The sequence below is a fragment of the Mycobacterium sp. 050134 genome, assembly GCF_036409085.1.
GTDB lineage: Bacteria > Actinomycetota > Actinomycetes > Mycobacteriales > Mycobacteriaceae > Mycobacterium.
Genome location: NZ_JAZGLV010000005.1, coordinates 53453 through 66202, shown reverse-complemented (window position 1 = coordinate 66202; position 12750 = coordinate 53453). Strand labels below are relative to the sequence as shown.

The following is a 12750-nucleotide window of genomic DNA, read 5'->3' as shown; positions in this document are numbered from 1 at the left end:
GGTGGCGTGCTGAGCGCCATTGCGATCATTCCCTCGGCGCCGGTTCTCGTCCCCGAGCTGGCGGGGGTGGCCGCCGAAGAGCTGGCCGATCTGACCGCCGCGGTGGCGGGCTCGGCCGCCTTCCTGCCGTCCCGCTGGGTGGCCATCGGCACGGGCGAGGCCGACGCCGTGCTGGATCCCGAGTCCGTCGGCACCTTCGCTGGATTTGGCGTCGACGTGGCGGTTCGGCTGTCCCCGAGCGCCGATCGCCCGGCCGCCTTCCCGGTGTGCGCACTGCTCGCCGCGTGGACGCGCGGCCAAACCCGCCCGGACGCCACCGCGCAGGTCCGCGTCTACCGCGGCGACCACGACGTCGACACCGCCCTGGCCCGCGGCAGGCGGTTGCGCGCCGAACTCGGCGAGACGTCCGATCCGGTCGGCGTGCTGGTCGTGGCCGACGGCGCGAACACCCTCACACCGTCCGCGCCCGGCGGACACCGGCCCGGCGACGCCGCCGCGCAGCTCGCCTTGGACGACGCGCTGGCCGCCGGCGACGTCGCGGCCCTGGCCCGTTTACCGCGCGAGATCTGCGGCCGGGTCGCGTTCCAGGTGCTGGCCGGGCTGGCCGAGCCGGGGCCGCGCTCGGCCAAGGAGTTCTACCGGGGGGCGCCCTACGGCGTGGGCTACTTCGCCGGCGCCTGGCTGCCATGAGGCCGCTGGCGATCATCGGCCCCACGGGCACCGGCAAGTCGCAGCTCGCCCTCGACGTCGCCGAGCGCCTCGGCGGCGAGGTCGTCAACGCCGACGCGATGCAGCTCTACCGCGGCATGGACATCGGCACCGCGAAGCTGCCGGTCGGACAGCGGCGCGGCATCCCGCATCACCAGCTCGACGTCCTGACCGTCACCGAGACCGCCACCGTCGCCCGGTATCAGCAGGCCGCGGCCGCGGACGTCGAGGCGATCGCCGCCCGGGGCGCGGTCCCGGTGGTGGTCGGCGGTTCGATGCTCTACGTCCAATCGTTGCTCGACGACTGGGCGTTTCCCGCCACCGACCCCGCCGTGCGGGCGCGCTGGGAGGAACGGCTCGCCGAGGTGGGTGTCGGTCAGTTGCACGCCGAGCTCGCCCGCCGCGATCCCGCGGCGGCCGCGGCGATCCTGCCCACCGACGCCCGGCGCACCGTACGGGCGCTCGAGGTCGTCGAGCTCACCGGGCGGCCGTTCGCGGCGTCGGCGCCGCGCATCGGCGCCCCGCGCTGGGACACGGTCATCGTCGGACTGGACACCGAGACAACGGTTCTGGACGAACGGCTAGCCCGCCGCACCGACGCCATGTTCGACCAGGGCCTGGTCGACGAGGTGGCCGCGCTGCTCCGCGGGGGCCTGCGCGGCGGTGTCACCGCCTCGCGCGCCCTGGGCTATGCCCAGGTCATCGCGGCGCTCGACGCCGGGGGTACGACCGAGCAGATGCGCGAGGCCCGGGAACTGACCTACGTGGGCACGCGACGCTACGTGCGGCGGCAGCGCTCGTGGTTTCGCCGTGACCATCGCGTGCACTGGCTGGACGCGGCCGATCCCGCGGGCCTCGCCGACGACGCGGTCCGGGTCTGGCGGCACGTATTCTGAGCAGGTGTTGTTCGCCAAGGGCCACGGTACGGAGAACGACTTCGTCCTGCTGCCCGACATCGACGCTGCGCTGACGCTCGACGCCGGCCGGGTGGCCGCGCTGTGCGACCGGCGCCGCGGCCTGGGGGCCGACGGGGTACTGCGGGTCACCACCGCCGGGGCCGCCCGGGCCGCCGGCGTGCTGGACCGCCTGCCCGAGGGGCTGGGCGCGGGTGACTGGTACATGGATTACCGCAACGCCGACGGGTCGACGGCCCAGATGTGTGGCAACGGCGTTCGGGTGTTCGCGCACTACCTACGCGCCAGCGGCCTGGAGGGCCGGGACGAGTTCGTGGTCGGTTCCCTGGCCGGACCCCGGCCCGTCACCGTGCACCGGGCCGATGCGACGAACGCCGACGTCACCGTCGACATGGGCAAGGCCAACATGCTGGGCAGCGGGGGGCCGGCATTCGACGCGATCGTGGGCGGCCGCCGGTTCGCCGGTTTCGGCGTGGACGTCGGTAATCCGCACCTGGCCTGCGTCGACCCCGGCCTGACCGCCGACGAGTTGGCGGCTCTGGATGTGGCGGCGCCCGTGCGCTTCGACCGCGCTCAGTTCCCGGATGGCGTCAACGTCGAGGTGGTCACGGCTCCGACCGACGGGGTGGTCCGGATGCGGGTCCACGAGCGCGGCGTCGGGGAAACCCGGTCCTGCGGCACCGGGACGGTCGCGGCGGCGGTGGCGGCGCTGGCCGCCGCCGGCGCGGACACCGGGACGCTGGCCGTGCGGGTGCCCGGCGGCGACGTCGTCGTCACGGTTACCGAGGCGACCAGCTACCTGCGGGGACCGTCGGTACTGGTGGCGCACGGGGAGCTCAGCGGGGAATGGTGGCGGGCCCAACAACGTTAATTCAGGTGCACGTCACCGAGTTGGCGTGCATCATCGTGTATTGCCTATGACAAATCCTGAATTCTCTAATCAACCCGAGCCGAGCACCGGCGAACTCGCCCTCGAGGATCGGTCGGCCCTGCGCCGTGTCGCCGGCCTGTCGACCGAGCTCACCGACGTATCCGAGGTCGAGTACCGCCAGCTGCGGCTGGAGCGCGTCGTCCTGGTGGGCGTGTGGACCGACGGCACCGCCTCCGACAGCGAGGCCAGCATGGCCGAGCTGGCGGCCCTGGCCGAGACCGCCGGGTCCCAGGTGCTCGACGCGTTGATCCAGCGCCGCGACAAGCCGGACCCTTCGACCTACATCGGTTCCGGCAAAGCCCAGGAGCTGCGCGAAGTGGTGCTGGCCACCGGCGCCGACACCGTGATCTGCGACGGTGAGCTCTCGCCGGCGCAGCTCACCGCGCTGGAAAAGGCGGTCAAGGTCAAGGTCATCGACCGCACCGCGCTGATCCTCGACATCTTCGCCCAGCACGCCACCAGCCGCGAGGGCAAGGCGCAGGTATCGCTGGCGCAGATGGAGTACATGCTGCCGCGGCTGCGCGGTTGGGGTGAGTCCATGTCACGGCAGGCCGGCGGTCGCGCCGGTGGCAGCGGCGGGGGAGTGGGCCTGCGCGGTCCCGGTGAGACGAAGATCGAGACGGACCGCCGCCGCATCCGCGAGCGGATGTCCAAGCTGCGCCGCGACATCAGGGATATGAAGCAGGTCCGCGACACCCAGCGCAGCCGTCGGCTGAACAGCGACGCGCCGTCGGTCGCGATCGTCGGTTACACCAACGCCGGCAAGTCCAGCCTGCTCAACGCGCTGACGGGCGCCGGGGTGCTGGTCCAGGATGCCCTGTTCGCCACCCTGGAACCCACGACCCGGCGCGCGGAATTCTGTGACGGCCGGCCCTGCGTGCTCACCGACACCGTCGGTTTCGTCCGCCACCTGCCGACTCAGCTGGTCGAGGCGTTCCGCTCCACGCTGGAGGAGGTCGTCGACGCCGATCTGCTGGTGCACGTGGTCGACGGGTCGGACACGAACCCGCTGGCCCAGATCAACGCGGTGCGCCAGGTGATCTCCGACGTCATCGCGGACCACAAGGGGGACCCGCCGCCCGAACTGCTCGTGGTCAACAAGGTCGATGCCGCGAGTGATCTGGCGCTGGCCAAGCTTCGGCACGCGCTGCCGGACGCGGTGTTCGTCTCCGCGCGCACCGGCGACGGGATCGAGATGCTGCGCCGGCGGATGTCCGAGCTCGTGGTCCCCGGCGACGCCGCCGTGGACGTCATGATTCCGTACGACCGGGGGGACTTGGTGGCACGCCTGCACGCCGACGGGCGCGTGCAGCAGGAGGAGCACAGCGCCGCCGGCACGCGGATCAAGGCGCTGGTTCCGGTGGCGCTGGCCGTGAACTTGCAGCAGTTCTCCGCACACTGACGCGCGCGGGCCCGCTGCCCGCCGACCAACCGCCCGGTTGGTATATGTTGGGCCGCAGAGTCCACTTCCGCCGGAGGTCAGCCATGAGCAGTGCCGTCAAGTACCAGCGCACTCTTTTCGAGCCCGAGCACGAACTCTTCCGTGAGTCGTACCGGGCGTTCCTCGATCGCCACGTCGCGCCGTACCACGACGAATGGGAGAAGGCGAAGATTGTCGACCGCGGCGTGTGGCTCGAGGCCGGTAAGCAGGGCTTCCTCGGCATGGCGGTGCCGGATGAATACGGCGGCGGGGGCAACCCCGACTTCCGGTACAACGCGATCATCACCGAGGAAACCACCGCCGGGCGTTACAGCGGAATCGGTTTCAGCTTGCACAATGACATCGTGGCGCCCTACCTGCTGGCCCTGGCCACCGAGGAGCAGAAGCAGCGCTGGCTGCCCAAGTTCTGCACCGGCGAGCTGATCACCGCGATTGCCATGACCGAGCCTGGAACCGGTAGCGACCTGCAGGGCATCAAGACGCGCGCGGTCAAGCAGGGTGACCATTACGTGCTCAACGGAGCAAAGACGTTCATTACCAATGGGATCAACGCCGACCTCGTGATCGTCGTCGCGCAGACCGATCCGGACAAAGGGGCGCAAGGGTTTTCGCTGCTCGCGGTCGAGCGCGGCATGGAAGGCTTTGAACGCGGGCGCCATCTGGACAAGATCGGCCTCGATGCCCAGGACACGGCCGAACTCTCGTTCACCGATGTCAAGGTTCCGGCCGAGAACCTGCTCGGCCAGGAGGGCATGGGGTTCATCTACCTCATGCAGAACCTGCCGCAGGAGCGCATCTCGATCGCCATCATGGCGGCCGCGGCCATGGAGCACGTGCTCGAGGCGACCTTGCAATACGCCAAGGAACGCAAGGCGTTTCGCAAGCCGATCGGGAGTTTTCAGAACAGTCGCTTCGTGCTCGCCGAGTTGGCGACCGAGGCCACCGTGGTCCGCATGATGGTCGACGAATTCATCCGGTTGCACTTGGACGAGAAGCTGACGGCCGAGCAGGCCGCGATGGCCAAGTGGTACAGCACCGAAAAGCAGGTGTACCTGATCGACCGGTGTCTGCAGCTGCACGGCGGATACGGCTACATGCGCGAATACCCTGTTGCTAGGGCGTATCTGGATGCGCGTGTGCAGACCATCTATGGCGGCACGACCGAGATCATGAAGGAGATCATCGGCCGCAGTCTGGGCGTCTGATCCGGCGAGCTTTGCGCCGCATTCAACACCCTTGGGCCGGGTTGTCGCCTGCCCGGTAAGAGTATTCACGTACCGTCTGCGCATGTGGTTTGCGCACGCCGATCGCGTGCTCGAGCATTGTCGCGCGAACATTCGCACCGCCCACTGGTCTGCCGGCGGCCCGGCGGTGAGGCGGAAACCGCCGTTGTCGGCTGCCGGCGCGATAACCGAATCGAATCGGCGCGCACACGGTCGGCCGCGATTCGGGCGCGACCGTGCATCATTTCGACATCGGCGCGGTATCCGTTTTTGTACTATTTGTCATTTGACTTCGCATTTCTCGTCGTCAAAGGCAAAGTTATGCGAGCCCGGCGGCGATGCGGGTCGTGTAGGGATCGATTTCCGTTGGGGGAGACGACCCGCTCGCCGGGTCTGCACGGAACGGGCACGGCCGCATCGGAAGGCCGCATCCGTCGGCTGGGAGGCTTGGTGAAAGGGCATAGAGGGCACATGCGCAGGCTGGTCGGGAGCGCGCTGGTCGGTTTGGTGACCACGGCGCTCGCCGCCGGATTGCTGGCGCCCGTGGCTCTGGCATCGCCGATCGGTGACGCCGAGGCCGCCATCATGGCCGCCTGGGAGAAGGCCGGCGGCGACACCTCACCGCTCGGCGCGCGGAAGGGCGACGTCTACCCGGTCGCAGACGGCTTCGCGCTGGACTTCGACGGCGGCAAGATGTTCTACACCACAGACACCGGCGCGAAGTTCGTCTTCGGGCCGATCCTGGACAAGTACGAGTCGCTCGGCGGCCCGGCCGGCAGCGATCTGGGGTTCCCGACCATCAACGAAGTGCCTGGCCTCGCGGGCCCGGACAGCCGGGTCGCGACCTTTTCGGCGAGCGACAAGCCGGTGATCTTCTGGACCTCCGACCACGGCGCCTTCGTTGTGCGCGGCGCGATGAACGCCGCCTGGGACAAGCTCGGCAGCTCCGGTGGGGTGCTCGGCGCTCCGGTCGGCGACGAGACCTATGGCGGCGAGGTCACCTCGCAGAAGTTCAGCGGCGGGCAGGTCTCGTGGAACCGGCAGACCAAGCAGTTCACCACAGAGCCGGCGAGCCTGGGTGACCAGCTCAAAGGCCTGCAGGTCCCGATCGATCCGACGGCGGCCATCAACATGGCTTGGCGCGCGGCGGGCGGAACCACCGGTCCGCTGGGCGCGAAGCAGGGCGGGCATTACCCCATCGGGGGCGACGGAATCGCTCAGAACTTCGCCGGCGGCAAGGTGTTCTTCAGTCCAGCGACCGGCGCCAACGCCGTCGAGAGCGACATCCTGGCCAAGTACGAGTCCCTGGGCGGGCCGGTAGGCAGCGACCTGGGTTTCCCGGTGGGCAACGAGTCCGACGGCGGCATCGGACCCGCCAGTCGCGTCTGCACGTTTTCGGCGGCTGACAAGCCGGTGATCTTCTGGACCTCCGACCACGGTGCGTTCGTCGTCCGCGGGGCGATGAAGGTCGCGTGGGACAAGCTGCGCGGCGCGGCCGGCAAACTGGGCGCGCCGGTCGGCGACCAGTCGCTCGACGGCGACGTGATCTCGCAGCAGTTCGCCGGCGGCAAGATCTCGTGGAACCGGTCGAAAAACACCTTCAGCACCGATCCGGCCAACCTGGCGCCGCTGCTGACCGGTCTGCAGGTGCCCGGGCAGAACCAGCCGAGTGGGGCGGCCGCCCCGCCGGCCCACGCCAAGAAGTTCACCTGGCATTGGTGGTGGCTGCTGGCGGCGGTCCCGGTGCTGGTGCTGATCGTGTTGTCGGGGCTCGTCGCGTTCGGGTGGCGCCGTCGCCGCGCCGCCCAGGGCGTCGCGCCCTACGAGCAGCGGCCCGAGGACGTGGGCTATGACACCGCCCCCGACCAGCACTGGGGGTACGAGGACGCCGACGTCTCCGGCGAGCACTACCCGCCCGTCGACGTTCACCCGGCGGAAATGCACGAACCGGCGGGGCCCGCGTCACGAGTCAGCTGGCGCCGCGGCGGTGCCGTCGCGGTCGCGGGTGCCGTCCCGGACGCGGCGGGATATGACCGCTTCGGGGACGGATTCGGCGCGGGCGCCGAGGAACCCGACACCGACTCCATCCCGATCGTCTCGGACGCCGACCTGGCCCAGGCCTACCCCGAGGCCGGCTACCTCCAGGTCGACGACCGGGACCACGTCGAGGCCGACACCGCCGAGGGCGGCTACCCGCCCGCCGTATACGCCGGCGTCGCCCTGGAGACCGCGCCGGACGATCACGCGGCTGGGGTGGACGAGGCGGGCGACTGGGTGTACCCGGACGCCGCCGGCATACACGCCGACGCCGAGGTAGTGACGCCCGAGGCGGCCGCGCCCGAGGCGGCCGCGTCCGTCGCCGGGATGTTCGGTGACGTCACCCCGGAAGACGCAATAAACCTTTCCGCCGGGGCGGGCGGCGAGCCGACCACCGGACGGCACGCCGCCATCGAGCCCGACGACGCCGACGGCGTGGCCGCCTGGCCCGTCGGCGCCAATCTGGCCCCAGCCGGTCGGCCGGCGATCCATCTGCCGTTGGACGACCCCTACCAGCCGCCGGACGGGTATCCGATCAAGGCCAACGCCAGCGTCGGGCTGTACTACACGCCCGGTAGCGCCCTCTACCACGACACCCTCGCCGAGATTTGGTTGGCCAACGAGGACGTCGCGCGGGCCAACGGGTTCATTAAGGCCGACTGACGGATGGTGCGCTGGGCAGCGGCCCCGGCGTCAGATCTTGCGAATGACCGTCACGACCTTGCCGAGCACGGTCGCGTCGTTGCCCGGAATCGGATCGAACGCCGGATTGTGCGGCATCAGCCACACCTGGCCGCCCGCGCGCCTGAACGTCTTCACGGTGGCCTCGCCGTCGAGCATGGCCGCGACGATATCGCCGTTGTCGGCGACGTTCTGCTGTCGCACGACCACCCAGTCGCCGTCGCAGATCGCGGCCTCCACCATCGAGTCGCCGACCACCCTGAGTAGGAACAGCGTGCCCTCGCCAACCAACTCACGCGGCAGCGGGAAGACGTCTTCGACGGCCTCCTCGGCGAGAATCGGGCCACCCGCCGCGATGCGCCCGAGGACGGGGACGAACGTCGGTTCCGGCAGTGCGTCCGAACCGGCGACCTCGGTGGCCGGCGCCGCCACCTCGTCGTCGGCGCCGCGGACGTCGACGGCCCGCGGCCGGTTCGGGTCGCGGCGTAAATAGCCCTTCCGCTCCAGCGTCCGCAGCTGGTGGGCCACCGACGAGGTGGAAGTGAGGCCGACCGCGTCGCCGATCTCCCGGATGCTCGGCGGGTAGCCGCGGCTGGTCACCGACGCGCGAATGACATTCAGAATGGTGCGCTGACGTTCGGTCAGCGAGGAATCGTGAGACGGCGCACGGCCGCCCGCCGCGGACGAGGTGTCGTTGCTGTCGCTCATGGGACTGAGGTTAACCGCCCGGCCACGAAGAATCAAACATGTGTTCGACTGGCGTGTCGTGGCCGATCCCTCCGCAAAAAACGACCCGCACGCACCGGAATCACAACGGTGTAACTCTTCGGCATACCGGGTACTTCAACTCCATGCCAGTGATAGTGACCGACGAACTTGTCGGTGGAGTGATCTAGCGTTCTGCTCGTCCGACACACTTCGCTCACATGTTCGGCTATCGAACACACGAGCGATATAGTGTCGAACACACGAGCGAGAATTAGTTGACCGGAGGACCTGAGATGACCATCACCCACACACTCTCGCCGCGCACCAGCAGCATGCGGCGCCCGGTCAACGGGCCGGTGGAGGGCGCGCGTTACGGCCGGGAGGGGTTGGCTCACTCCCGCCGGCCCGGCCCATCGAGGCCCGCCGCCGCGGCGCCGCGCTACTACGGCACGGGTGTTCGGGTATCGGCCGCGCCGCACCGCAGGCGGCCCGTCACGCTGGCGACCACCGTCGGGCTGGCGGTGGTGGCCGGGCTGATCACGCTGTGGCTGGGTTTGGTCGCCAACGTGGGGGAGGCCCTGAACGGCAGCTCCCCGGCCGCGGCGGCCCCCGTACCCGACCGGCTCGCCGTCGTGCGGGTCGAGGGCGGGGAGTCGCTCGAGGACCTCGCTCACCGGGTGGCGCCGGACGCGCCGGCACGCCAGGTGGTGCAGCGCATCCGGGAACTCAATGATTTGGGCTCGCCGACGCTGGTCGCGGGCCAGACCCTGATCGCGCCGGTCGGTTGACGGCATCGCGCCCGCGCGGTGAAAACCGGCTCGCGCCAACGCGCCTCGGTCCTCGTCCTGGCGGGTGCACCCGGTGTGCGGTTGCGTTGGCCATGCATGGCCGTCCATGGCCGGGCGCGGGTACGCTCGGGAACTGCGATATCCGGTTGACAGCGCGGCGAAGGAGCGGTGATGCACTGTCCCTTCTGCCGCCACCCCGATTCCCGGGTCATCGACTCGCGCGAAACCGATGAGGGCCAGGCCATCCGGCGCCGCCGGTCGTGCCCCGAGTGCGGGCGCCGTTTCACCACCGTTGAGACCGCCGTGCTGGCCGTAGTCAAGCGCAGCGGAGTCACCGAGCCCTTCAGCAGGGAGAAGGTCATCAGAGGCGTGCGACGGGCGTGCCAAGGCCGGCAGGTCGACGACGACGCCCTGAACCTGCTGGCCCAGCAGGTCGAGGACACCGTGCGTGCCGCCGGGTCGCCGGAGATCCCCAGCCACGAGGTCGGCCTGGCGATCCTCGGGCCGCTGCGCGATCTGGACGAGGTGGCGTACCTGCGGTTCGCGTCGGTATACCGCTCCTTCTCGTCCGCCGAAGACTTCGAGCGCGAGATCGAGGCGCTCCGCGCGCACCGCAAGGTAGCCACCCCGAGCTGACCGGGCCCGACACCGTCACGGCTAGGGTTTTCTGCATGCCCATGGACTTGCATCCGGACCTCGTGCCGCTGGCGCCCCTGCTGGGCACCTGGACCGGTCGGGGGACAGGCAAGTATCCGACGATCCAGCCGTTCGACTATCTCGAGGAAGTCGCGTTCTCCCACGTCGGGAAGCCGTTCCTGGCGTACGGACAAAAGACCCGGGCGCCGGGCGACGGCAAGCCATTGCACGCCGAGACCGGGTACCTCCGCGTACCGCGGCCCGGCCACGTCGAACTGGTCCTGGCCCACCCGAGCGGCATCACCGAGATCGAGGTCGGCACGTGTTCCGCCACCGGCGGCCGCGTCGACATGGAGCTGTCGACCACCTCGATCGGGCTGACTCCCACCGCCAAAGAGGTGACCGCGCTGAGCCGTTCCTTCCGCGTCGACGGCGACGAGCTGTCGTATACCGTCCGGATGGCAGCCGTCGGCAAACCGTTGCAGGACCACCTCGCCGCGGTGCTGCACCGACGGGACTGACCGCCGATCGACTGGCGGCTCCGGTGCCGAACCTCAGGTGGCGCTGCGCTCGTCGGACCCCATGGCGTTCAGGACGGCGACGCGGGTGGGGGCCGGTCCGGTTACGGTCTGCTCGCCGCCCCCGGTGCGCAGCAGTTCGCGCAGGGCGCCCTGGTTGTATTCGGCGGGCTGGGTGGTGTCGATGAAACGCTGCACGACGTCGATGAATCGGGCGGGATCGTCGTGGAACGGGAAATGGCCGGAGCCCTCGAAGATTTCGAGCCGGGAGCCCGGCATCGCGGCGTGCGCCATCCAGGCGTGCTGGACCGGGACCACCGAGTCTTTGGCGCCCCAGACGATCTGCACCGGGATGGCCTCGGTCAGGTAGCAGCGGTCCAGCATCGTGACGATTTGCCCGCGCCAGTCCACCACTGCCCGTAACGTCCGGCTGAAGGCCGCCGAGGCCGTCGGTTCGGGCAGGTCGTCGAGGATGCGGAGCATGTTGGGCAGGTCGCGGCCCAGCCCGGAGCTGCCCAACATGGTGCCCAGCACCCGCCCGAAGGCCTGAACAGCCGGTAGCACCAGGGGCAGGCGCAACAGCGCGAGGGCCTCGCTGCCCATCGGCAGCGAAGCGCAGCGCAGCACGAAGTTCACGTCCTTGGTGACGCCGCCGGCGCCGACCAGAATCAGCCGCTCGACGAGGTGCGGGAACTGGTAGGCGAATTGCATCGCCACGCCGCCGCCGAGGGAATGGCCGATGATGGTCGCGCGCTCGATGTCCAGGACGCTGAGCAGGTCCCGCATCCCGTTCGCGTAGGCGGCGATCGAATAGTCGGCGCGGGGCTTGTCCGACCGCCCGTGGCCCAGGAGGTCCGGGGCGATGACGGTGAAGCGCTGAGCGAGCTTGGCCTGCACGGCGTTCCACGTGGTCGAGTTGTCCCCGATGCCGTGGATCATCAAGATCGCGGGGCCGGAGCCGGCGATCCGGTAGGCCCGCTTGTAACCGTGGATGGTTCGGAACTCCAGCGAGGGCGCGGTCACCTCGCGCACCGGGCGGAGGTTGGCTTTGCTCTTCCGCTCGGTCATCTTGCGCACCTTTTTAGTCGGGTCTAGTTAGTCGGGTGTGGGGCCGGGCCATGGCCATGGCATTAAATCTAACAACGATCTGGCAAAGCTCCTGCGCCAATTTATGCCTGGTCCTCGTCGTCGAACTTCTTCTCCGCCTGCTGGGCCAAGAATCGCTCGAACTCCGCACCAAGCTCGTCGCCGCTAGGCAGATCTTCGTCGCGTGTTAGCAAAGATCTGTTCTCCTGAGCGTCGATGAAGGCATCGTACTGTCGCTCGAGTGCGGCCACCACTTGGGCGACTTCTGCGCTCGCCTGGACCTGTTCGTCGATGCGGCCGCGGATCGCGGTGGCCGCCTCCGATAGGGCCGCTAGGGGCAGCTCCAGCGATCCGGTCTTCGCCACCTGCTCGAGTAACGCGTGGGCGGCGGCGGGGTAGTCGGTCTGGGTCAGGTAGTGGGGGACGTGGACCGTAAACCCGACGACCTCGTGTCCGTGCTGGGCCATCCGGAATTCGAGCAGGTTGGATGCGCTTCCGGGCACCTGGATCTCGGAGATCCACGGCGTGAAGTCGGCGATCAGCTCGGGGTTGTTGGAGTGCGCCGTCATCGTGATCGGACGCGTGTGGGGGACCGCCATCGGGACGGTGCCCAGGCCAATGGTTTGACGCACTCCGAGCCGCTCGGCGAGCAGGCGAACGGCGGTGATGAAGCGCTCCCACTTCAGGTCCGGCTCCATGCCGGCCAATAACAGAAACGGGGTGCCGACGCTGTCGCGAAGCGCGTACAGGTTCAGCTCCGGGTCGTCGTAGTGGCTGAAATGGTCGCTGTTGAACGTCATGACCGGTCGCCGAGAGCGGTAGTCCAGCAACTCGTCGATGGCGAAGGAGGCGACGAGTTCGGCGTCCAGCGCGGCCTTCAGGTGGGCGGCGGCCAGCCGGATCGCGTGGCCGGCGTCGGAAAAGCCTTGCAAGGCGTGCACCAACACCGGGCCGCGGCCGTCCGCGGCCGACAGCTGGGGCGCCGGAAACTCCAGGTCGTACATACCGTGCTGCCCGGGCTGGTAGTAGGCGTCATCCGGGTCTTGATGGTGGGCCATGGGGGATTGCCTCCTTTCGGG

12 protein-coding genes are annotated in these 12750 nt (G+C 69.4%); 9 read left to right on the top strand and 3 right to left on the bottom strand.

Going from position 1 to position 12750, the window contains the following annotated elements; genetic code table 11:
* The first annotated feature begins 6 nt into the window (after positions 1-6).
* From SKC42_RS07470 to SKC42_RS07445, 6 genes are all read left to right on the top strand, one after another.
* Entirely contained in the window at positions 7-690 is a 684-nt protein-coding gene (locus SKC42_RS07470; protein ID WP_330963674.1) for a hypothetical protein, read from the top strand.
* Positions 687-1604, top strand: a complete 918-nt coding sequence (miaA, locus tag SKC42_RS07465) for a tRNA (adenosine(37)-N6)-dimethylallyltransferase MiaA (protein WP_330963673.1) — start codon at positions 687-689, stop codon at positions 1602-1604. Before SKC42_RS07470 ends, miaA begins: the two co-directional genes overlap by 4 nt.
* Positions 1605-1608: 4 nt before the next feature.
* Positions 1609-2493 (top strand): diaminopimelate epimerase, encoded by an 885-nt coding sequence (dapF, locus tag SKC42_RS07460; RefSeq protein WP_330963672.1) that lies wholly within the window; start codon positions 1609-1611, stop codon positions 2491-2493.
* Between the two features lie 46 nt (positions 2494-2539).
* Positions 2540-3955, top strand: coding sequence for a GTPase HflX (gene hflX, locus SKC42_RS07455; protein WP_330963671.1), 1416 nt, complete (start codon positions 2540-2542; stop codon positions 3953-3955).
* Positions 3956-4038: 83 nt separating this feature from the next.
* Positions 4039-5199 carry an acyl-CoA dehydrogenase family protein gene (locus tag SKC42_RS07450; protein ID WP_330963670.1) on the top strand — a complete coding sequence of 387 codons (1161 nt, stop codon included), beginning with the start codon at positions 4039-4041 and terminating at the stop codon, positions 5197-5199.
* 489 nt (positions 5200-5688) lie between these two features.
* Positions 5689-7917 (top strand): LGFP repeat-containing protein, encoded by a 2229-nt coding sequence (locus tag SKC42_RS07445; protein WP_330963669.1) that lies wholly within the window; start codon positions 5689-5691, stop codon positions 7915-7917.
* Between the two features lie 30 nt (positions 7918-7947).
* Here SKC42_RS07445 and lexA read toward each other — a convergent pair whose 3' ends face one another.
* Positions 7948-8643 carry a transcriptional repressor LexA gene (lexA, locus tag SKC42_RS07440; RefSeq protein ID WP_330963668.1) on the bottom strand — a complete coding sequence of 232 codons (696 nt, stop codon included), beginning with the start codon at positions 8641-8643 and terminating at the stop codon, positions 7948-7950.
* Positions 8644-8936: 293 nt separating this feature from the next.
* Here lexA and SKC42_RS07435 point away from each other — a divergent pair, with 293 nt between their 5' ends.
* The 3 genes from SKC42_RS07435 to SKC42_RS07425 all read left to right on the top strand — a co-directional run bounded on the left by SKC42_RS07435 (position 8937) and on the right by SKC42_RS07425 (position 10588).
* The gene (locus SKC42_RS07435; RefSeq protein ID WP_330963667.1) at positions 8937-9431 is read left to right on the top strand and encodes a LysM peptidoglycan-binding domain-containing protein; all 495 of its coding nucleotides are present in this window, start codon (positions 8937-8939) and stop codon (positions 9429-9431) included.
* A 171-nt stretch (positions 9432-9602) separates the two neighbouring features.
* Entirely contained in the window at positions 9603-10067 is a 465-nt protein-coding gene (nrdR, locus tag SKC42_RS07430; protein ID WP_330963666.1) for a transcriptional regulator NrdR, read from the top strand.
* A 35-nt stretch (positions 10068-10102) separates the two neighbouring features.
* Positions 10103-10588 carry a peroxynitrite isomerase gene (locus SKC42_RS07425; RefSeq protein ID WP_330963665.1) on the top strand — a complete coding sequence of 162 codons (486 nt, stop codon included), beginning with the start codon at positions 10103-10105 and terminating at the stop codon, positions 10586-10588.
* 33 nt (positions 10589-10621) lie between these two features.
* Here the strand turns inward: SKC42_RS07425 and SKC42_RS07420 are convergent, their stop codons facing one another.
* On the bottom strand, positions 10622-11653 hold the full coding sequence (locus tag SKC42_RS07420; RefSeq protein WP_330963664.1) for an alpha/beta fold hydrolase: 1032 nt from the start codon (positions 11651-11653) through the stop codon (positions 10622-10624).
* A gap of 101 nt (positions 11654-11754) precedes the next feature.
* On the bottom strand, positions 11755-12729 hold the full coding sequence (locus SKC42_RS07415; protein ID WP_330963663.1) for a proteasome assembly chaperone family protein: 975 nt from the start codon (positions 12727-12729) through the stop codon (positions 11755-11757).
* Positions 12730-12750: the final 21 nt, after the last annotated feature.